19 protein-coding genes are annotated in these 20,539 nt (G+C 41.9%); 13 read left to right on the forward strand and 6 right to left on the reverse strand.

Translation table 11 applies throughout. The features are described 5' to 3' along the window. Nucleotides 1-77: 77 nt before the first annotated feature. A protein-coding gene (locus J8Z28_RS16875) for an IS3 family transposase (protein ID WP_250659685.1) occupies nucleotides 78-1,249 on the forward strand; the annotation gives its coding sequence in 2 pieces (ribosomal slippage) (nucleotides 78-351 and nucleotides 351-1,249; 1,173 coding nt in all). 361 nt (nucleotides 1,250-1,610) lie between these two features. Here the strand turns inward: J8Z28_RS16875 and J8Z28_RS16880 are convergent. From J8Z28_RS16880 to J8Z28_RS16890, 3 genes are all read right to left on the reverse strand, one after another. After that, nucleotides 1,611-3,026 carry a mannose-1-phosphate guanylyltransferase/mannose-6-phosphate isomerase gene (locus J8Z28_RS16880; RefSeq protein ID WP_208855497.1) on the reverse strand — a complete coding sequence of 472 codons (1,416 nt, stop codon included), beginning with the start codon at nucleotides 3,024-3,026 and terminating at the stop codon, nucleotides 1,611-1,613. 65 nt (nucleotides 3,027-3,091) lie between these two features. Continuing rightward, nucleotides 3,092-3,865 carry an amidohydrolase gene (locus J8Z28_RS16885; protein WP_062566289.1) on the reverse strand — a complete coding sequence of 258 codons (774 nt, stop codon included), beginning with the start codon at nucleotides 3,863-3,865 and terminating at the stop codon, nucleotides 3,092-3,094. Continuing rightward, nucleotides 3,853-4,995 (reverse strand): methionine aminotransferase, encoded by a 1,143-nt coding sequence (locus J8Z28_RS16890; protein ID WP_062566290.1) that lies wholly within the window; start codon nucleotides 4,993-4,995, stop codon nucleotides 3,853-3,855. The genes J8Z28_RS16885 and J8Z28_RS16890 overlap by 13 nt, the downstream gene beginning before the upstream one ends. A 99-nt stretch (nucleotides 4,996-5,094) precedes the next feature. Here J8Z28_RS16890 and J8Z28_RS16895 point away from each other — a divergent pair, with 99 nt between their 5' ends. The 5 genes from J8Z28_RS16895 (at nucleotide 5,095) to J8Z28_RS16915 (ending at nucleotide 9,547) form a co-directional block, all read left to right on the forward strand. Beyond that, nucleotides 5,095-5,724, forward strand: a complete 630-nt coding sequence (locus tag J8Z28_RS16895; RefSeq protein WP_055020556.1) for a methylthioribulose 1-phosphate dehydratase — start codon at nucleotides 5,095-5,097, stop codon at nucleotides 5,722-5,724. Beyond that, nucleotides 5,721-6,407: an acireductone synthase gene (mtnC, locus tag J8Z28_RS16900; RefSeq protein ID WP_062566291.1), complete on the forward strand. Its 687-nt coding sequence runs from the start codon at nucleotides 5,721-5,723 to the stop codon at nucleotides 6,405-6,407. The genes J8Z28_RS16895 and mtnC overlap by 4 nt, the downstream gene beginning before the upstream one ends. Beyond that, the gene (locus tag J8Z28_RS16905; protein ID WP_062566292.1) at nucleotides 6,404-6,946 is read left to right on the forward strand and encodes a 1,2-dihydroxy-3-keto-5-methylthiopentene dioxygenase; all 543 of its coding nucleotides are present in this window, start codon (nucleotides 6,404-6,406) and stop codon (nucleotides 6,944-6,946) included. Before mtnC ends, J8Z28_RS16905 begins: the two co-directional genes overlap by 4 nt. Nucleotide 6,947: 1 nt before the next feature. Further along, entirely contained in the window at nucleotides 6,948-7,289 is a 342-nt protein-coding gene (locus J8Z28_RS16910; protein ID WP_062566293.1) for a gamma-glutamylcyclotransferase family protein, read from the forward strand. 95 nt (nucleotides 7,290-7,384) lie between these two features. Then, nucleotides 7,385-9,547, forward strand: coding sequence for a winged helix-turn-helix domain-containing protein (locus tag J8Z28_RS16915; protein ID WP_062566294.1), 2,163 nt, complete (start codon nucleotides 7,385-7,387; stop codon nucleotides 9,545-9,547). 1 nt (nucleotide 9,548) lies between these two features. Here J8Z28_RS16915 and mtnA read toward each other — a convergent pair whose 3' ends face one another. Next, on the reverse strand, nucleotides 9,549-10,577 hold the full coding sequence (gene mtnA / locus J8Z28_RS16920; protein ID WP_062566295.1) for an S-methyl-5-thioribose-1-phosphate isomerase: 1,029 nt from the start codon (nucleotides 10,575-10,577) through the stop codon (nucleotides 9,549-9,551). A gap of 145 nt (nucleotides 10,578-10,722) precedes the next feature. On the opposite strand from mtnA, the gene mtnK reads away from it, so the two are divergent. After that, the gene (gene mtnK / locus J8Z28_RS16925; RefSeq protein WP_062566296.1) at nucleotides 10,723-11,940 is read left to right on the forward strand and encodes an S-methyl-5-thioribose kinase; all 1,218 of its coding nucleotides are present in this window, start codon (nucleotides 10,723-10,725) and stop codon (nucleotides 11,938-11,940) included. A gap of 51 nt (nucleotides 11,941-11,991) precedes the next feature. Here mtnK and J8Z28_RS16930 read toward each other — a convergent pair whose 3' ends face one another. Beyond that, nucleotides 11,992-13,476 carry an FMN-binding glutamate synthase family protein gene (locus J8Z28_RS16930; protein ID WP_063527844.1) on the reverse strand — a complete coding sequence of 495 codons (1,485 nt, stop codon included), beginning with the start codon at nucleotides 13,474-13,476 and terminating at the stop codon, nucleotides 11,992-11,994. 112 nt (nucleotides 13,477-13,588) lie between these two features. Beyond that, nucleotides 13,589-15,367, reverse strand: coding sequence for a DUF885 domain-containing protein (locus tag J8Z28_RS16935; RefSeq protein ID WP_062566298.1), 1,779 nt, complete (start codon nucleotides 15,365-15,367; stop codon nucleotides 13,589-13,591). A gap of 359 nt (nucleotides 15,368-15,726) precedes the next feature. Between J8Z28_RS16935 and J8Z28_RS16940 the strand changes: the two genes are divergently transcribed. From J8Z28_RS16940 to tatB, 6 genes are all read left to right on the forward strand, one after another. Further along, nucleotides 15,727-16,713, forward strand: coding sequence for a GGDEF domain-containing protein (locus J8Z28_RS16940; RefSeq protein WP_062566389.1), 987 nt, complete (start codon nucleotides 15,727-15,729; stop codon nucleotides 16,711-16,713). Nucleotides 16,714-16,834: 121 nt separating this feature from the next. After that, on the forward strand, nucleotides 16,835-17,590 hold the full coding sequence (ubiE, locus tag J8Z28_RS16945) for a bifunctional demethylmenaquinone methyltransferase/2-methoxy-6-polyprenyl-1,4-benzoquinol methylase UbiE (protein WP_062566299.1): 756 nt from the start codon (nucleotides 16,835-16,837) through the stop codon (nucleotides 17,588-17,590). Between the two features lie 28 nt (nucleotides 17,591-17,618). Beyond that, nucleotides 17,619-18,224, forward strand: coding sequence for a ubiquinone biosynthesis accessory factor UbiJ (locus tag J8Z28_RS16950; RefSeq protein WP_058586104.1), 606 nt, complete (start codon nucleotides 17,619-17,621; stop codon nucleotides 18,222-18,224). Between the two features lie 17 nt (nucleotides 18,225-18,241). Then, nucleotides 18,242-19,843 carry a ubiquinone biosynthesis regulatory protein kinase UbiB gene (gene ubiB / locus J8Z28_RS16955; RefSeq protein WP_055198579.1) on the forward strand — a complete coding sequence of 534 codons (1,602 nt, stop codon included), beginning with the start codon at nucleotides 18,242-18,244 and terminating at the stop codon, nucleotides 19,841-19,843. Between the two features lie 76 nt (nucleotides 19,844-19,919). After that, the gene (gene tatA, locus J8Z28_RS16960) at nucleotides 19,920-20,159 is read left to right on the forward strand and encodes a Sec-independent protein translocase subunit TatA (protein ID WP_054562924.1); all 240 of its coding nucleotides are present in this window, start codon (nucleotides 19,920-19,922) and stop codon (nucleotides 20,157-20,159) included. 5 nt (nucleotides 20,160-20,164) lie between these two features. Beyond that, complete coding sequence (tatB, locus tag J8Z28_RS16965) at nucleotides 20,165-20,497, forward strand: Sec-independent protein translocase protein TatB (RefSeq protein WP_054562925.1); 333 nt, start codon at nucleotides 20,165-20,167, stop codon at nucleotides 20,495-20,497. Nucleotides 20,498-20,539: the final 42 nt, after the last annotated feature.

A 20,539-nucleotide genomic window follows, 5' to 3' on the forward strand; every position in this document is an offset into this window, starting at 1 on the left:
ACCGCACTTAACAACTCCACCGCTCAACTGACTGATCTGACTCCATAAAAGTAGACACCTTTTTGGAGTCAGTAATCATGAAAGTAAAGTCACAGCGTAGATATTCCCTCGAATTTAAAATAAAAGTCGTTCAAGAGTCGTTAGACACCACAGATACAGTTAAGATGGTCGCAAATAAATACGGAATTCATCCTGACATGCTATCAAGTTGGAGAAGTCATATGACCTCGAAAAAGAAAACGGCAAAGCCACTTAAGAACCAAGGCCCAGACAAATCATACACAGATTTAGAGCGCCAAATTCGCAAGCTTGAGAGGCAACTCGAAGATGCTCAGTTGGAGAATGACGTTTTAAAAAAGGCGAAGGTCTACTTCGACAGCCTAAAAGAATAAGGTTCGAATATATCCACAAGGTCACAGACGCCAAACGCACAGTGAAAAAGTTGTGCAGTTGGTTATCTGTGTCGCCGGCTGGGTATTATAAATGGTTAAAGCAATTACCTAGCACACGCCAGAAAGAGAACAGTTCGTTACTTAAGTTTCTAAAGCATATTAGCGACCAAGAGCACTGTATCCCGGGCTATAGAAAGCTTTGGGAAGCAGCGGTAGCACATGGCTTTGATTGCAGTAAAGGACGTGTGCAGAGGCTGTTACAAAGCGTTGGCTATCGTTCAAAATCAGGTAAGAGACGCTATACAAGTCGCGCGAAGATAGAAGGTACAATCAAAGCGAGTAATTTATTACGGCGTCAGTTTAATGTTGATACAGCAAATACCGTGTGGGTATCAGATATCACACAAGTACGCTGTAAGGATGGTTGGCAGTATTTATGCGTCATCCTTGATTTGTATTCTCGTAAGGTTGTTGGCTGGGTAACAAGCCGTATAAACAACGCCGAGTTAGTTATTAAAACACTGAGAAAAGCATGGTCAGCACGTAAACCTGATGGTGCGAACTTGCTCTTTCATTCAGACCAAGGAGCTCAGTATGTCGCAAAGGAAACAGTGAAGTGGTTAACTAATAGAGGTGTCACAGTGAGTATGTCTAGAAAAGGCAACTGCTGGGATAACGCGTGCTCAGAAAGCTTCTTCGCACAGTATAAAAAGGAGTGGATAAAGAATTTAAATGAACTGAGTCGTAGTGAAATGACAACACAAACGTATTTTTATATTGAAAAATACTACAACTCAGTAAGAAGGCATGGCACCCTAGGGTATAAAAGTCCCATGCAGTACGAACAAGTTAATTAAACCCCGTGTCTACTTTATCGGGGTCAGATCAGACGTCTGAAAGCTGATAGCTGATAGCTGATAGCTCCGCTTACGTTGGGTTTCGCTTCGCTCAAACCAACCTACCCGAAGAATGAATAGGGCGAATGCTGAGTAAGACACTGCACTCAACAACTCCACCGCTCAACTGACGTCTGACGGCTGAAAGCTGATAGCTCCGCTTACGTTGGGTTTCGCTCCGCTCAAACCAACCTACTCAAAGAATGAACAGAGTGAATGCTGAGTAAGACACTGCACTCAACAACTCCACCGCTCAACTGACGTCTGACGGCTGAAACCTGATAGCTCCGCTTACGTTGGGTTTCGCTCCGCTCAAACCAACCTACTCCCTCCCATACCTATCATCAAATCGCTCGATGTCAGTTTCATCAAGTATCGCTCCGGTTTGTACTTCGATAACGATCAGTGGCGTGTTTTGTTGATTAGCAAGACTGTGTAATTGTTTAGCCGCAATATAACAAGATTGATCAGCTGTTAATTCAAATTCGTCATCGCCTACTCGCACACTTGCCACGCCAGATACGACGACCCAGTGCTCTGCACGGTGCTGATGGCGTTGAGTTGAGAGTTTTGCACCGCTGTTTACGATTATTTTCTTTACTTTAAAGCCTGTACTTTCAATTAAAGTTCGATAGTTGCCCCAAGGTCTAAATACGGCTTGATGGTGGGTTAGTTTATCGTTATCGACAACAGCAAGCTGTTTAAGTAAATCTGGGAGCTTATCGAGCGCACTTTTGTCTGCCACTAAGGTGGCATCGTGAGTATGTATAATTGCTTGATTACTCACGCCAAGCGCTGCAATAGTATGGTCAGCTTCGCTGATAAGTAGATTATTTTCGCTATCTAAACTCACCCCTTGCGAGGCTAAATAATTGCCATGCTGGTCTTTTTCTGCGATTTTCGATAATGCTGAAAAGCTGCCAACATCGCTCCAATTCAAATCAACAGGAATAACAGCAACGTTAGCGCTACGCTCCAAAATAGCATAATCAATAGAATCACTTGGGCATGCTGTGAGCGCATCCGCAACAGGCCGTTGAAAACCTAAATCTGCGGTGAAGCTAGCCGCCTTTGCGACACTGTCAGCAATCTTTGGTGCAAAACGATTAAGCTCACTCAAGTACACATCTGGTAAAAATAAAAACATGCCGCTATTCCAGCCATACTCACCACTGGCAAGGTATTTTTCGGCTAATTGCAGGGCTGGTTTTTCTTTGAATTCAGCCACCTTAAAACAACCTTCATGGGCTAACTGCTCGCCTTGGCGAATATAACCATAGCCGGTATGTGGTTCAGTGGGAGTAATGGCAAAGGTTACTAATTGTTGTTGCTGACAAAGCGCTATCGCATTTTCTAAGCAGACAATAAGCTTATCAAAATCACTGATATGGTGATCAGCAGGCATGACTAGTAAGGGGTCGGTTAGACCATTTTGCAGTGCAAATTCAGCGGCCAAGGCAATCGCTGGCGCGGTATTTTTACCTTCAGGCTCAAGCAATAAAGTATAATTATCTGTGATTTCTGCAATTTGCGTTTTAGCAATAAAACGATGCTCTTCATTACACACTAAAATTGGCGCATTAAATCGTGAGTCAGCCACTCGTAACAACGTGCTCTGTAAGAGTGATTTTTCGCTAAGTAAAGATAAAAACTGCTTAGGCATCGCTTTACGCGACAAAGGCCATAAACGAGAACCTATGCCACCAGCGAGAATAACGGGGGTGATTTTGCGACTCATGATTGCTTATAGTAAATAATCCAACCATGAGTTTAACAAATTTTTGAGTATGCGGCTTCGAGCAATTACAGTAACTGAAATTGATCAGCATCTAAGTGAGCAGGAAACGCTCTTCGAAAGTCATCAAGCGGTGACTTTTCTAAGCGCTGAATAATGATACCCGATTGATCATCTTCAAGCTTAGCCAAGGTGTCGCCTTTAAAATCATAAACGGCAGTACCACCACTGTGGGCAACATTATTACCATCAGCACCAATGCGATTCACACCCACGACATAACAGAGGTTTTCCATTGCGCGTGCTTTTAGAAGAGTATCCCACACATGGCGACGTGCCGCCGGCCAATTAGCTACGTTGATCATCACATCGTAGTCGTTGCAATTACGCTGAAATACAGGAAAGCGTAAGTCGTAACACACTTGCGGCAAAATGCGAAAATCATTGATTGCGAATATCTCGCGCTGCTCGCCTGCTGCGACGAAATTGCCTTCGTTACCTAAACAGAATAAATGGCGTTTGTCGTAATATTTCACTTCGCCATTTGGCCAAACCCAATAAAAGCGATTAGCCTTTTTGTCGCCTTTTGCAACTAAAACAGAGCCTGCAACCACAGCATTTTTTTGCTTAGCTGTAGCTTTTAACCAACTAAGTACCTCGCCTTGTTCTGGTTCGCTGCAATCTAGATTAATCGCAAAACCCGTGGCAAATGTTTCTGGCAAGACAATTAAATCAACTTGCTCGTTAAAACTGTTAAGCTGCTCTGTAAAGTGCGCAAGGTTGGCGCTTTTATCAAGCCAATGCAGTGATGACTGCACTAAAGCTAAGGTTAAAGTTGGCATAAAATCTCCGCGGCACGTTTTAATGTGTCATCATTTTTAGCAAAACATAAACGAATCACTTTGTCGCTGCTTGCGCTGTTATAAAACACACTGAGTGGTACAGCTGCAACACCCGCTTGCTCAACCAGCCATTGGCAAAACTCAACATCATCAAGATCAGACACATCACTATAATCGAGTAGCAAAAAGTAGGTGCCTTCACTTGGTAATATTTTAAAACGGCTTTGCGCTAGTGATTCGCTGAGCAAGTCGCGTTTTTGTTGATAAAAACCACTAAGTTCATCAACATGTTCTGGCTCTAACTCGAGCATATCGGCTAGTGCATGCTGGGCAGGCGTAAAGCTTGAAAAAGTCACATATTGGTGAATTTTACGAAACTCCCCCATTAATTGGGCAGGTGCAACACAATAACCCATCTTCCAGCCGGTGCTATGAAAAGTTTTGCCAAAGCTTGAGATCACAAAACTGCGTGCAAATAACTCAGGGTCGGTCAGCGCACTTAAATGCAAAGCGCCGTCAAAGGTAATGTGCTCATACACTTCATCGCTAATTACATATAAATCATGCTTAGTAACAAGCGCTTTAAGGGCATTAATATCTTCTGTTTTAAAGATTTTACCGCTTGGGTTATGTGGCGTGTTGATGATGATGACACGTGTTTTGTCTGTTATAACATCAGCTACAGCTTGCCAATCGATTTTGTAGTCTGGCGCATGCAAAGCAACATGAACTGAGCGACCGCCAGCAAGCTCAATTGCCGGTTGATACGAGTCATACGCGGGGTCAAATACCACAACTTCATCACCCTCTTTAACAAGCGCTTGAATTGCTACGAATAATGCCTCTGTTGCCCCTGAAGTGACGGTAACTTGTTGCTCGTAATTTATGTTGTTATGGTATTTTCTAGCAATCAAAGCCGCTATTTGCTGTTGTAGCTTTGCAACCCCACTTGAAGGCGCATATTGGTTTACCCCCTCAAGTACATAATGATTGAGCTGTTTTTTTAGTAATTCTGGTGCATCAAATTCAGGAAAACCCTGAGATAAATTAAGCGCTTGGTGCTTATTTGCTAGAGCGGTCATTTGACTAAAAATACTGGTGCCTAAATTCGGCAATTTACTTTCAAACACAGAGGTTCCTTAAAGATGGTTTTGCGCCCGAAGCGATGCTATCATTGCTTAAAACAGATGTATAGCCGTCTAAATAACTTTTAGAATGTCGAGGAATATATGCATAACAATACCGCTATTTCAGAACTAATTGAAGCTGGTAAATGGGTAAGCCAACGTGGCTGGGTCCCTGCTACTGGTGGTAACTTTTCAGCCCGCACTGCAAGCGGTTATGTCGTCACAGCAAGTGGTTTCGATAAAGGTCAACTCGGCACTCATGCATTTATTGAATTTGATCATGAAGGCAATCGTACTAAAGGCTCTGGCAATCCATCAGCTGAAACTGAGCTACATTTGAATATGTATAAGCTGATCCCATCAGCTAAATTTGTTTTGCATACCCATTCTGTTGCAGCAACTGTGTTATCGCGTGTGATCAAAGGCCACGCTATCAATTTGCATGGCTACGAAATGCAAAAGTCTTTAAGCGGTGTCAAATCGCACTTAGATACCTTAACTATTCCTATTTTTGATAATGACCAAGACATTGACCGTTTAAGCTTACTAGTCAGTGATCATCACCTTCACACCCCTATTGAGCATGCTGTATTAATTCGTGGCCATGGTTTATATGTCGTTGGTCGAGATATCAAAGAAGTACTTCGCCATTTAGAAGGCTTAGAGTTCCTATTTAGCTGTGAGCTTGAGCGCCTAAAACTAGAAGGTATTCAAGCTGGAGTTCAGCCATGATCAAAGCGATTTTAACCGATATTGAAGGCACAATTACCCGCATTTCTTTTGTTAAAGACGTATTATTTCCTTACGCGGCAGGGCAATTACCTGAGTTTGTAAAGTCACATCAAACAGACCCGGAAGTTGCAGCCCAAATTGAGGCCGTTAAAGCACATATTGAACAACCCGAAGCCGATATCGACACGGTCATTAAACATTTAATTCATTGGATTGAAACAGATCAAAAAATTACCCCACTCAAGCAGTTGCAAGGCTTAATTTGGCAAACGGGCTACGAGAGTGGTGATTTTACTGGCCACCTTTACCCAGATGCTTATGACTTTTTACAAGCCCAAAAACAAGCTGGTAAAAGTCTATATGTCTACTCATCAGGCTCAGTAAAAGCCCAACACCTGATTTTTGAGTTTTCTGATTACGGTGATGTTAGACCTTTATTTAGTGATTACTTCGACACTAAAGTCGGTGCAAAACAACAGCAAAGCTCTTATGAGAATATTATCGCCGAGCTGCCATTTGACGCTGCCGAAGTATTGTTTTTAAGCGATGTGGTGGCAGAGCTTGATGCTGCTAAAGCTGCTGGTCTTGGCACTTTACACCTTGTTCGCGATGGCCAAGCAGTAAGCGATGCTCACCCATATATCAACGACTTTTCGGAATTTAGTGCGGAGCTTTTAGCATGAGCCAATTAACTATTTATAACGATAATAACGCAAACAATATACTGTTTCACAGTGAAGACTTAAGCGCGATTGCGAGTGAGCTGAATGCGGTTGGCGTTCGCTTTGAGCAGTGGCAAGCAACGGCACAAATTGACCAAGAGACCAGTCATGACGCTATTTTAACTGCTTATGCTAAAGATATAGAGCGCTTAAAAGCTGAAGGGGGCTATCAAACAGTGGATGTTATTTCGCTTGCTAAGGGTAATCCCAATGCCAGCGAACTACGCGGTAAGTTCTTGTTTGAACATACACATAGCGAAGATGAAGTTCGTTTTTTTGTGAAAGGCCAAGGTTTATTCTGCTTACACTTAGGCGACAAAGTGTATCAAGTGCTTTGCCAACAAGGCGACCTAATTTCAGTACCAGAACTCACACCACATTGGTTTGATATGGGCAGCGACCCTGAATTCACAGCAATTCGCTTATTCAATAATACCGAAGGTTGGGTCGCTAAAAGTACTGAGTCAACTATTGCTACCAACTTCCCACTGCTGGACTAACATGGAAAAGCTATTCTCGTACGGTACCTTACAGTACCCGCAGGTTCAGCTTGATACCTTCGGGCGTTTGCTCGAAGGTCAACCTGCTACGCTAACTGGGTATGTCATTGGTGAAGTCGAGATCACCGACGAAGCCGTACTTAAAAGTAGTGGTCAACGTTTTCACCCGGCTTTAATCAAAACAAGTAAACCAAGTGATATTGTTAATGGCACTATTTATTTAATCACCGAACAAGAGCTTGCTCAGGCAGATGCTTACGAAGTAGATGATTATCAGCGAATTGCAGAAACATTCCAATGTAACAACCAAGCTTGGCTATATGTTGCAAAAAACAGCCTTTAATTTACAAATATAAAACAAAAAGACCCAAATTAAGAACAAAAGCTGCTATTATCCTCCCCATTAATAAGTACTAATTATTTGCTAAAGGACTAAACATGGGGTCGGCATTTTCACCCTTACGCGATACCGTTATTTATGTGGGTGAGTGGCAACTTAACACTCAGCAGCAAACCATCAGCGATGGCACTCATAAGCGTGAACTAGAACCTTTATTATTTAAATTACTGTGTTTCTTTATTGAGCATAATGATCGCATTATCACTCGCCAAGAGCTGGTTGAGAATATTTGGCAACAAAGCTTTGTTGATGACAATGCCATTAACCGTGCCATCTCTGAACTAAGAAAAACTCTTAAATCAGAAAAACAGCCCGGGCAAACCATTAAAACCCATTATCGCAAAGGTTATAGCCTATTTATTGAAGTTAAGCCTCTTGATCACACTGTGAGTACAGAGCCGCTAAAAACAGAAAATGTAATAACAGTAGATAAAGACGCTGATACTCAAGTTAAACCTACGGCCATTAATGAACAAAAAGCGCATTCTTCACGCTGGCCATGGCCTTTTGCAGCGTTAGTGCTTGGTTTATTGATTACTGCTATTTGGTTATTTTCACAACAGCCTAAAGCAAATGATGAAGTACAAAACGAAGCGCCATTTTTAGACCTGCAAGCTGAAACCATTTCATGGCATAAAGGCTCTCACTATCGTTTAATGCTAAGCCATGACAAAACTAAGCTTGCTTATATTCTAGAAAATGATGGTCAAAGTCTTTTTGTCGTCGACCTAACCACTAAAAAAGAATACGTGATTGCCTCTGGCAATATCTTTTTACAGGGTTGGTCTGAGGATGGAGAGCGATTATTTTACGGCTCTTGTGAAAACAAAGACTACAGCGATTGCATCACTTGGCAAGCAAGCAACCTGTTATCAAGTGAAGCGTTAATAAAGCCACGTATCAACCAATCTTTACTTAATTCTCAGCCAAGTCAGTACATTGAAGTGGGTGATGTCGCAATTTCGAGGCGTAATAATTACCGTGGCTTAACACATTTATATGCTTTATATGCACAAGATTTAAAAACCGGTGAAGAAATTCGCATCAGCACACCCAATATCACTGGCACTGGGGACTTTATTTTAACAACTATAAAAAACCCGAGCCGCATCATCTTTGAGCGCCATAATGTTGGCCAAGTAGAGATATACATGGCGAATTTAGATGGCAGCTCGCTAAAGCTTTTAACTACCAACGATTACCGTGCATGGGTAGCCACATATGATGAGCAGACCAACTCACTAATTTGGTATAGCCGCGGCACATCAACTATTGAATCATTCTCTTTTGATAGTATGAGTCGACAACCCGCTATAACAGCGCCAGTAAAACGAGCAAATTATGCTTACCCTTTAAGCAAAGAAAGTGTGTTGATCAGTACTGACCTTCACGATAAAGATGCCGCAGTCTTTGACCTTAATTCAAAAACAATGAGCTACATCGCCACAGCGAATAAGCATGAAGACGACTTAGTCGCATTAGCCAATAATGATGTGTACTTCTCTGACTTTGAGTTTTCAGAACGACAACACTGGCTCAGAAAAGCAAACCAATACATCAATATCACTGGCAAAATTGGTGAAGATAGTTCAGTAATTGCAGCAAATAGTGACAGTAGCCGACTTGTTAGCTTTAATAAAGCCGATCAGCAATTAACATTATTAAATGCTGCTGATTTCTCAGAAATTAAGCACTGGACACTTCCTGGTAGTACCAAGCTGGCAGCTATAAGGGGTAACAAGGTTGCCGTGCTATATACCGATCTTAGCAATCAGCTAAATCAAATAATGATTCTTCACACAAACAGCGATGAAGTGATTAAAAGCACTATAGATACACCCCTAGCTATTGCATGGTATGACGATACACAGCTGATTGTGCATTCTAAATACGATAAATACCTGCTTTTAGACAGCGATAACAACACCTATAGTGAGCTGACTACACCAGACAAACTAACTGAGTTAAAGCCTTCTATTGTGTCGATGGCAAGTAACCTACATAGTTTGTATATCGCCACTGATACTGAAGTTTTCAGCATTAATTTAGCCACAATGCAGGGCGTTGAGTCAGTACTTCAAATGAAGCCTTCTCACTATATATCGCGCCTTAATGCTAAAAACGACAAGCTGGCAGTGACCTTCTTAACTGCCAACAATCAAAATAGCATTGAGCTCTACACTAAAAAAAGCGCAGAGTAATTTACGACTTTAACTGTTTTAGAATACCTTGCTCGATATCGGACTGGTTATAAACGCCGCTATCGAGCACCCAACCTGTGACTAGGCTCGCCGGTGTCACATCAAATGCCGGGTTATAAACCTTCGCGTTAGTCGGTGCCCACATCGCTTCACCAAAACTACCACTAACACCGCGCACTTCATTAGGACTGCGTTGCTCAATTTCGATATCTGCACCACACAACGTTTGTGTATCAAGTGTCGTAAGTGGTGCAACGACATAAAATGGAATGTTATGGAAATCCGCTAACACAGCGAGATTATAAGTGCCGACTTTATTGGCAAAATCACCGTTTGCAGCAATACGGTCTGCCCCTACAAATATTTTATCTACTTTGCCCGCAGCCATTAAACTGGCTGCCATGTTATCGCAAATCAAAGTATAAGGGATTTGCCAACGCTCAAGCTCAAAAGCTGTTAAGCGGCCGCCTTGCAGTAACGGTCGTGTCTCATCAACCCAAACATGAATATCACCATGGCGTTGCTGCGCTTTATAAATCACACCTAATGCAGTGCCGACACCCGCAGTCGCTAACGCACCAGTATTACAGTGCGTTAAAATGTTATCTCCCTTATTTACCAAAGCCGCACCACGTTCTGCCATGCTATCGCAAAGGGCAATATCTTCTTTAAATAACTGCTCAGCAGTTGCGACAACAGCTGCAACATAATCAGTCTCTGCAAGCGCTGCACGTAACTTGGCCATGCAGTGCATAAGGTTTACCGCTGTTGGGCGTGTTGCTTCTAGTTCATCTATAGCAACCGCAAGTGCTGATTGACTCATGCCCTGCTCGGCTAGGTGTGCAACCAATAAGCTAGCACCTAAGCCGATTAAAGGCGCTCCCCGGATTTTCAAAGTCAAAATCAAATCTTTCATCGTTTCAACATCGTTACATACATGCCAATGCTGTTGATGTGGCAATAAATACTGATCAAGCACGGTTAGCGTACCTTGCTGATATTTAATACTGCTGGCGATGAGATCTTGCATACTGAATCCGAATAACTAATGAATAACTAATTTAAGTGAATAGTTATTTTACATCAGTTTTGACAACTAACAAGCTAGATGTATGGACATCTAAACGGTTACAGGTATAGAATGCTCAAAGTTAATTGTATTACGAGATAGAGCCATGGCTAAATACACTGCCTTTAATGCAGAGCATGCTGTTGATTACATTAAAGAACTTGTTAAAAGTGAACTAATTTCAGTCTTCCCTGCTGATGCAACACTGACTGCATACGAGTTTGGAGACGGAAACTTAAACTTAGTTTTTCGGGTTGCTGATCAGCACAACAACAGTGTAATTCTAAAGCAAGCACTCCCTTATGCCCGCTGCGTAGGTGAGTCATGGCCATTATCGTTAGACCGCGCAAGAGTCGAAGCCGAAGTATTGATTAATCATGGTAAGTTGTGCCCAGAGCATACCGTGGCGATATTGCATCACGATGTCGAGCTGGCATTAACCGTGTTAGAAGATTTAGGTGAGTTACAAATTTTACGTGGTGCACAAATCAACGCAGAGCAATTTCCATTATTGGCCAGCCACGTTGCGCTCTACTTAAGCCGTACAGGCTTTTATAACTCAGACTTTTACTTATCTGCTGAAGATAAAAAAGCCAAAGTCAGTCAATTTATTAATCCTGATTTATGTAAGATCACAGAAGACTTATTCTTTACTGATCCTTACATTGAGCATGAGCGCAATAATTTCCCTGCTGAGCTTAATGAACACGTCGAAAGTATTCGAAATAATGATGGTTTAAAACTGGCCGCGGCCAAATTAAAAGCTAAATTTTTATCTTGCCCACAAACTTTATTGCATGGCGATATGCACAGTGGCAGCATTTTTGTTGATAGCAAAACAACTAAAATGATCGACCCTGAGTTTGGCTTTTTTGGCCCTGTTGGCTTTGATATCGGCTCATTTATGGGTAACTTGCTACTAAATTACTGTGCCCAAAACGCCCGCATTACAGAGCAAGCAAAACGCCGCCAGTATCAAACCCATTTATTAACCTGCTTACAAGACTGTTATAGCCAATTTGAGCAACATTGGTTAAACCTAGCAAGCAGCGAAGCAACTGATATTAGCTTTGCAAACCGCGCCTTTATCGAAGATTACTTACAACACGTATTGCGTGATGCAATTGGTTACTGTGGCGCTGAACTTATTCGCCGTACTATTGGTTTAGCCCATGTTGCAGATATAGACGGTATTGAAGATGCACAAGCTCGTTTAGCAGTACAACAGCAAACGCTCGTACTCGGCGAGCAACTGATGCTCAATGCCACAAGCTGTAACAATAAAGATGAATTCTTTTCTTTATTAATCAGTTTATTAAACTAATAGTCAAAAAGTAAAAAGGCGCTCAATGCGCCTTTTAATTATTCAACAAGATTATTTATTGTAGTGCTCATACATTTTATCGAGCGGCTCTGATAAACCATTTTCTTGTACCACTCGCACATGCTGGCGAGCTAACTCGCGGGCACTTGATACACCACATGAATGAGCAATCAGCCCTGCACCATAATGAATAAACTTATTATAATTGGCGACACGTTGTGCCTTATCGGTCACATCGAGGCCTCGCTGTAAGCGTTCATTATGAGTCGTAATACCGGTCGGGCAGGTATCTTTATTACATTGTAGAGCCTGAATACAACCAAGCGAAAACATATGACCACGCGCCGACACAATAAAATCAGCACCCAATGCAAGTGCCCAAGCCACTTTTGACGGTACGATTAGCTTACCTGATGCAATCACTTTCACTCGTTCTCTGAGACCATGTTTTTTTAGCAGATCAACAACCAAAGGCAGGCTCTCTCGTAGCGGTAAACCAACTGAATCCATCAAGGGTTGAGGAGCTGCGCCCGTACCGCCGTCGGCACTATCAATAGTGATGAAATCAGGCGCTGATTCAATACCACGATTATTAATTTCACTGAACAAGGTCTCGAGCCAAGTGTATTCACCAATCACCGCTTTAAAACCGGTTGGCTTACCTGTGGTACTGCGTACCGTTTCAATCATATCGAGTAAATCTGCTGGGCATTTAATTTCTGGATGACCATTTGGACTAATCGAGTCATGCCCTTCGGGAATACCCCGAATTTTTGCAATTTCAGCGGTCACTTTGCGCCCTGGTAACATACCCCCTTTACCGGGTTTAGCACCTTGACTCATTTTAATTTCGAACATTTTAACTTGTTCGTGATCAGCAATCGCTTTGAGTTTTTCGGTGCTTAATTTACCGTGCTCATCTCGAACACCATATTTTGCCGTGCCAATCTGAAACACAATATCTGCACCACCTTCAAGGTGGTAAGGGCTGAGCCCTCCTTCACCGGTATTCATCCAACAGCCCGCTAACTTTGCACCTCGCGATAGTGCGCGCACCGCTGGCTTAGATAAGGCACCAAAGCTCATGCCAGAAATATTAAATAACGAGTTTGTTGTATAAGGAGCTTGGCAATAAGGCCCTAACGTGACTTCGCTCGGGTCGAGTGCATCTTCATCTAAAGTTGGGAACGCACAGTTCATAAACATCACCGTTCCCGTTGCTTCAAGACTTTGGGTTGAACCAAAGGCCGTAGTGCGGTCAACATTTTTCGCAGCGCGGTAAACCCAGCTTCGCTCAGCACGATTAAATGGTAGCTCTTCCCTATCCATGGCAAAAAAGTATTGTCGGAAGAATTCACCTTGGCGTTCAAAAAAATAACGAAAGCGGCCGATTACCGGGTAATTACGGCGAATCGCCTGCTTAGATTGCGTCACATCACTAATGTAAAAGCACACAATCACCAGCAAACCTATGCCGAGTGCAAAAATAAACAAGCTGGCAAAAACATCGATACTAAAAATTATAAAATCACTCATCCAAGGCCCCTTTGTGAAATGAAATCCTTCAAAGCATATAAGGTGTTTATATTACGTGCAATAAACAAAAAAGGCGTGATGTAAGTCACGCCTTTTCGTTTCTTTTATGCCGCTATGCTGCTCGTTTGGCTAATTCAGTTTTAATATAAAGTTGAATTTGCTCTTCAAGCACTGACATTGGCACTGAGCCATGACGTAATATTTGATGGTGGAATTCGCGAATATCGAAATCTTGACCAAGTGCTTGCTCAGCTTCGTGGCGTAAACGTTTAATTGTTAGCTCACCAATTTTGTATGACAACGCTTGTGCAGGCCATGAAATATAACGGTCAGTTTCGGTCTTCACGTTATGTAATGATAGCGCGGTGTTTTCGCTCATAAATTTCATTGCGCGTTCGCGGCTCCAGCCATACATATGCATACCTGTATCAACCACTAAACGTGCTGCACGCCACATTTCATAGGTTAAACGACCAAAATCACTGTATGGGTCTTGATAAAAGCCCGCTTCGATACCTAAAAACTCCGAATATAAGCCCCAACCTTCACCAAATGCCGACAAATATGCATTACGGCGATAGCTTGGTAATGACTCAAGTTCAGCATTTAGCGAGATTTGTAAATGATGCCCTGGTACAGCTTCGTGTAAAGTTAATGCTTCAAGAACATACAACGGGCGCTTATCTAACGCATAGGTATTAACCCAGTAATAACCCGCTTGATCATCACGGCGAGAACCTGAGTAACGGCCGGTTGTATATTTGGGGGCAATACTCTCTGGCACCGGTGCAACACCGTACGGCATTCTTGGCAAGGTGTGGAATAACTTAGGTAACTGCGCATCCATTTTCTTGGCGATGTAAGACGCTTCTTTTAGTAAATCTTTTGGTGTTTTTGCGTAAAATTGCGGATCAGTACGTAAAAAGTGCACAAAATCAGCAAACGAGCCTTCAAAGCCTACTTTCTCAATAATTTTTTCCATTTCTGCGCGAATACGCGCCACTTCTTGTAAACCTAGCTCATGGATTTCTTTTGGCGTCATATCTGTGGTGGTGTAGTACTTAGCGCGATTTTCGTAAAACGCTTTGCCATTCGGCGTACTTGAAATACCAATATCTGTACGTGCACCCGGTTGATACTCATTGTTAAAGAAAGTTAAGTAACCTTGATATGCCGGAATAACTTGTTCTTTGATAATGGTTTGCGCTTGCTTTTGTAGCGCTGCAAACTCGCTATCACTTAAACCTGCCGTGTTATTTAAAAATGGTTTGTAAAATTCAGACTGTGTCGCATCATCAACAATATAAGCCGTGATTGAGTCTTGATAGCCCTCTAAAACAGCCTTTGGTTGAGTTAAACCCACTTCAAGACCTTTACGCATCCAGCCGATATTTTGCGAAAAATAGCGGGGAATTTGTTGTAATTTAGCAAGATATAGCTGGTAATCTTGTGGTTTTGTGTAATCTGAGCTTGATATCATAAATGATAGGCTAGAATGGAAGCCATACTCAGATGTCAGCGGCATATAATGCGCATTAAACACATATTCATCGACACTATTTTGCACTTGGCCACGCAAAATAGTCAGGTTAATGCGGTTTTCTTCCGATAACTTATCACGGTCGATAGCGTCTAGCTCGGCAAGTAGCTCAGTATTCTTCTTGTATTTTTGTTCTAAAAATTCAGCCGATAGATTTTCTAATAAATAACCATCAACGCCATTTTCTTTACCATATGGGCTGATGCTTTGGCGGTAATTAACAATATTTTCGGCTACTTGAGTAAATTGCTGATCAGCATCAATATTTGTGACTTGGCAAGCGCTTAAAGTACAAGCTAAAGCAACCGCAATAACAGAGCGGTTTAAAGTTCGCGACAGTGTTTGTTTCATAGCATTCTTTTTAGTTTTAATCAGTATCGCTAAAATAGCGCAGCACTGGCTAAAACCCAAGCAAATGCGACCAAGCTCAGGTTAAATACGCTCAAATTAACAGCGTTGTGTAAATAAGAATGAGCAAGGTTTAAGCAATTTTTAATTACACTTGTTAAAGTTGTTGAGAAAATCAGCTAATAGACACAAACGAAACAAATTTAAGTTCCAAAATTAGCGATTTTGCTTTTAAATAGACTGATTACAGATTACTGTAGACTCGGTATTTATGCTTGGAAGCAAATAAACTTTACGGAAGAGATGATTAATTGGTTGATATGCGTATTTAGTGGTATTGAAAAATGATGTTCCATGATCCCATGGCTATTGCTCAAGAAAAAATGACAAAGGTATGTATCTTTTTAGAACATCATGCATTACCGCCGTCACCACTTAACTACCAAGTTGTTTACACCTACGTCAGTCAGTCTAACCCAAAACTTAACGCCGCTATTGACCGTGCCATCGCACAAAGAAAAACCATCGATTGTGTCTATGTAGAACAGCTTTATTTCGATTTTATAGAGCAAGGCCATAAAATGAAAACCGCCATTGTTCGCAACGTTGATTCCGTTATTAACACTCTTTCACGTAATGCTAGCAATAACGAACAAAATATTGTGCGCTTTGCTGATCAAGTTAGTGACTGTGTGCATTCAATCGATGAAAACAATATTGAGCAAACGCGTCACGCATTAAAAATGCTCGGTAAGCAATCAGAAGTGCTGCTCAATCAACACCGTCAATTTAAGCAAGAAATAGCAAAAGCCAAATCGCTGCAAGAAAAAACCCAAAAACAGCTCACTCAATTACGCAAACAACACATTACCGACCAACAAACCGGCTTATACAAGCGCCATTACTTGAATCAACAAACCCAGCTCTGGGTCGGCCAAAATAAAGCGGTTTGTGCTATCTCTATTCACATTGAGAACTTAAACCATTTTATTGAAAACTATGGCGATGTCATTGGTGAAGTTATTTTGAGTAAAGTCGCCAAGCAAGTGCAAAAATACGTACAAGAAAGCGGTTTACCTGGGCGCACAAGTAAAGATGAATTTACCATCCTACTTGCTGATATAGAGCCTGAAACTGCCAACTTAATTGCCGAAAAAGTACGAAATGGTGTAGAAAAGCTGCGCTTTGTCAGCTCAAAAAATGGCACCAAACTTCCAGCTATCACCCTAGCCCTAGGCATCGCTAAACATGAAGGCGATGGCGACTTTAACAGTTTAGCCCGTAAAGCCTCTTTAGCAGCCGCTAAAGCCAAGTCGCTAGGGCAAAGTAGTTTTATTGCCGGCCAATAAAGTTTAAAACTGCGCTAAGTCATGAAAAGCCACGCTAATCTGATGATTTAGTTATAATCAAATTGCACCCCACAGCTACAATCAAGTACACTAGTCTTTATTGCCACGATAGAGATTAATCATGAACGAGAATCAAGAAAAGACCACGCATTTTGGCTATAAAACCGTTGCTGAAAACGACAAAGCATCAATGGTTGCAGATGTATTCCACTCAGTCGCTGCAAAGTATGACGTAATGAATGATCTTATGTCGTTCGGTATTCATCGTTTATGGAAACGCCAAACTATTGCAAGTTCAGGTGTTCGCAAAGGTCACTATGTATTAGATCTTGCCGGCGGTACAGGTGATTTAACCGCTAAATTTAGTCAGCTAGTGGGTGAAACCGGTCAGGTTATCTTAGGCGATATTAACTCTTCGATGCTGAAAGTTGGCCGTGAGAAACTGCGTAACCTAGGTCGTGTTGGCAATATCGAATATGTTCAAATGAATGCAGAAGCATTGCCATTTCCTGATAACAGCTTCGACTTAATTACGATTGCCTTTGGTCTTCGTAACGTGACCGATAAAGATAAAGCTCTGCGTTCAATGTATCGTATTCTTAAGCCAGGTGGCCGTTTACTCGTGCTTGAGTTCTCAAAACCAGAACAAGAAGTATTAAGCAAAGCCTACGATTTCTACTCATTTAATATCTTACCTAAGATGGGTGAGCTGGTTGCGAATGATGGCGAGTCTTATCAATATCTTGCTGAATCAATCCGTATGCATCCAGATCAAGAAACATTAAAAGGCATGATGGAAGATGCTGGTTTTGAACAAACCAGTTATCAAAACCTTACTGGCGGTATTGTTGCCCTTCACCGTGGTTTTAAATACTAAAAATTCTGTAAATTAAGTAGGTAACGCGATGTTAGCAAACGCTCTGTTATCACTAGTCGAACGAATCATTAATCAACTGCTGCAGTTAGACCCTCAGTTAAAGGGTAAGCTTGCAGCAATTGCTGATAAACAGCTGTTGATTGAGATACGTGATTGGCAACAGTCAATTTTGTGTGTTTACAGCGACGAGCAAATTCACTTATACAGTACGCAAGAGCGTAGTTTTGATTGCATGATCAGCGCCGATATCGACACCTTGTTGGCGCTTAAAGATCCATCAATGCTCACGCAACTCATTCGCCAAGATAAGCTCGACTTACAAGGCGATTTAAATCTTGCGCAAGGCTTTAGCAATGCCTTTGCTGAGCTTGATATTGATTGGCCAGAACATTTTTCTCGGTACATTGGCGATGCCCCAGCACAACAGTTGTGGCTCTCTATTCAAGCTTTAAAGCGTCGTGGTTCACAAACAAAAAGTAAGTTAGAAAACACCTTAACAACGCTTTGCCAAGATGAGTTAGCAGTGACCATACACCCTCTTGAGCTTGCTGAATTTAAACAGCAAAACCGCCAATTAAAAAGCCAAGTATCTCAATTAGAGATGCGAATTAACGCGCTGTTACAGTCTCGCTAATGCGCTAAGGAACTTGTGTGTCGTCTGCTCGTCTTTATTACATCACTAAAACCCTACTGAGCTATGGCTTAGACGAATTAATTCCACGTAAACGAGTGCCTTGGTTTGCCAAACTCGCCCGTGGCAGCTTATTTTGGTTACGCAACCAACATAAAGATAAACCTGCAGGTATGCGCTTACGACTTGCTCTGCAAGAGCTTGGCCCTGTATGGATCAAGTTTGGCCAAATGCTTTCAACACGCCGTGATTTACTCCCTCATGATGTCGCATTAGAGCTTGCACTACTACAAGATCAGGTTGAACCTTTTGAAGGTGAACTTGCCCAGCAGCTTATTGAAAAAGCGCTGGGTATTAATGATATTAGTGAATTGTTTAGTGATTTTTCGCAAACACCTTTAGCATCAGCCTCGATTGCACAAGTTCACACGGCAACCTTAATTGATGAGCATGGCGCGCCACAAGATGTGGTGATTAAAGTCATTCGCCCTAACATTAAAGAGCAAATTGATGCCGACTTAATGCTAATGCAAAAAGTCGCACGCTTAGTTGCTAAGTTATTAAAAGAAGCCAAACGTTTACGCCCTATTGAGGTAGTAAACGAGTACAAAAAAACCTTGCTCGATGAGCTCGACTTAATGCGTGAAGGGGCGAATGCGATTCAGCTACGCCGTAACTTTGAAGACTCAGATTCGCTCTACATTCCTTTTGTTTACAGCGACTACAGCCGCAGTAACGTATTAGTAATGGAGCGCATTTACGGTATTCCAGTATCTGATACCGAAGCATTGCTGGCACAAAATACCAATATGCAGCTGCTAGCTGAGCGCGGTGTTGAAGTATTTTTCACACAAGTATTCCGTGATAGTTTCTTCCACGCTGATATGCACCCGGGTAATATTTTCGTTTCTCGCGAAAACCCTCATAACCCAAAATATATCGGTATTGATTGCGGTATTGTAGGCACCCTTAATCGTGAAGATAAGCGCTATTTAGCAGAAAACTTTATTGCCTTTTTTAACCGTGATTACCGCCAAGTAGCACAACTACACGTTGATTCTGGCTGGGTACCCGCCGATACCAGCATTGAAGAGTTTGAGTTTGCCATTCGTACTGTGTGTGAGCCAATTTTCAATAAACCACTGGCCGAAATCTCGTTTGGCCATGTGTTAGTCAACCTGTTTAATACGGCTCGTCGCTTTAATATGCAAGTTCAACCGCAATTAGTGTTACTGCAAAAGACGCTGTTGTATGTTGAAGGCCTTGGCAGGCAACTGTATCCGCAGCTTGATTTATGGAAAACCGCTAAACCTTTTCTAGAAGATTGGGTCAAAGAACAAGTTGGTCCGCTTGCAGTAATGAAAAAAATGTATGCGAACTTGCCATTTTGGGCAGAAAAAATGCCTGAATTACCTGATTTAATTTATCAAAACTTAAAGCGTCAACAACAACCTGTACAATTGCCAGCACCGCAATCTGCTAAACCTTTGTTACTTAGCATCTTTGCTGGTAGCTGTTTGATTGTTTCAGGCTTGTGTTATTTACAGCATGACTTAGTTGCCAGTGCAATTACCGCAGGCTTTGCTGTAGCAGGCTTTATTGCAGCATGGCGTAGCGCATAAACTAAGTGCTATTTATGTTTTGGTGAGTATAATCGAGACAAGTCTATTCGATAAATTTGAAAAAACGGAGTAACCCATGGGTTTTGGTGGTATCAGTATTTGGCAATTAATCATTATTTTGGCAATCATCGTATTGTTATTTGGCACAAAAAAACTTCGTGGCATCGGCGGTGATTTAGGTAGCGCAGTAAAAGGCTTTAAAAAAGCCGTATCTGATGATGACCAAGCTAGCGCTAAAAGCGAGCAAATAGAACAAGCTTCTAACACGCAAAACAAAGAAACCGTAGAGAAAAGCAAAGACGACCATAAGGCTTAATCAACATGGGGATGTGGGAACTTGTTGTCGTACTGATCGTGGGTCTAATTGTATTAGGCCCAGAGCGCTTGCCTGTGGCAATTCGCACGGTTAGCCGCTGGGTAAAAACCTTAAAGTCAGTCGCCAACTCAGTGAAAGCAGAAGTGAACGAAGAACTCCGTATCCATGAGCTTCACGAAAACTTAAAAAAAGCAGAGCAACAAAACTTGCAAGAACTATCTCCAGATCTGCAAGACTCTGTAAACGAACTTCAAAAGGCTGCTCAGTCAGTCACCCACAGTTACAAAAAAGACACGCCTGAAAAAGCAGAAAGTAACAATAATGACGAAAAAAAGTGAATTTAATCTCTGCTTTTGTGGTCAATAACAATGATGATGAAT

This window comes from Pseudoalteromonas sp. SCSIO 43088, assembly GCF_023650795.1.
GTDB classification, from domain to species: domain Bacteria; phylum Pseudomonadota; class Gammaproteobacteria; order Enterobacterales; family Alteromonadaceae; genus Pseudoalteromonas; species Pseudoalteromonas shioyasakiensis.

Coding starts and splice junctions, on each gene's coding strand:
- mtnA (WP_062566295.1), bottom strand. CDS start 10,577: ATGCAAGATCTCATCGCCAGCAGTATTAAATATCAGCAAGGTACGCTA.
- ubiE (WP_062566299.1), top strand. CDS start 16,835: ATGAACGAGAATCAAGAAAAGACCACGCATTTTGGCTATAAAACCGTT.
- J8Z28_RS16940 (WP_062566389.1), top strand. CDS start 15,727: ATGGCTATTGCTCAAGAAAAAATGACAAAGGTATGTATCTTTTTAGAA.
- J8Z28_RS16930 (WP_063527844.1), bottom strand. CDS start 13,476: ATGAGTGATTTTATAATTTTTAGTATCGATGTTTTTGCCAGCTTGTTT.
- J8Z28_RS16880 (WP_208855497.1), bottom strand. CDS start 3,026: ATGAGTCGCAAAATCACCCCCGTTATTCTCGCTGGTGGCATAGGTTCT.
- tatA (WP_054562924.1), top strand. CDS start 19,920: ATGGGTTTTGGTGGTATCAGTATTTGGCAATTAATCATTATTTTGGCA.
- mtnC (WP_062566291.1), top strand. CDS start 5,721: ATGATCAAAGCGATTTTAACCGATATTGAAGGCACAATTACCCGCATT.
- J8Z28_RS16905 (WP_062566292.1), top strand. CDS start 6,404: ATGAGCCAATTAACTATTTATAACGATAATAACGCAAACAATATACTG.
- J8Z28_RS16910 (WP_062566293.1), top strand. CDS start 6,948: ATGGAAAAGCTATTCTCGTACGGTACCTTACAGTACCCGCAGGTTCAG.
- mtnK (WP_062566296.1), top strand. CDS start 10,723: ATGGCTAAATACACTGCCTTTAATGCAGAGCATGCTGTTGATTACATT.
- J8Z28_RS16915 (WP_062566294.1), top strand. CDS start 7,385: ATGGGGTCGGCATTTTCACCCTTACGCGATACCGTTATTTATGTGGGT.
- tatB (WP_054562925.1), top strand. CDS start 20,165: ATGGGGATGTGGGAACTTGTTGTCGTACTGATCGTGGGTCTAATTGTA.
- J8Z28_RS16935 (WP_062566298.1), bottom strand. CDS start 15,367: ATGAAACAAACACTGTCGCGAACTTTAAACCGCTCTGTTATTGCGGTT.
- J8Z28_RS16895 (WP_055020556.1), top strand. CDS start 5,095: ATGCATAACAATACCGCTATTTCAGAACTAATTGAAGCTGGTAAATGG.
- J8Z28_RS16950 (WP_058586104.1), top strand. CDS start 17,619: ATGTTAGCAAACGCTCTGTTATCACTAGTCGAACGAATCATTAATCAA.
- J8Z28_RS16885 (WP_062566289.1), bottom strand. CDS start 3,865: ATGCCAACTTTAACCTTAGCTTTAGTGCAGTCATCACTGCATTGGCTT.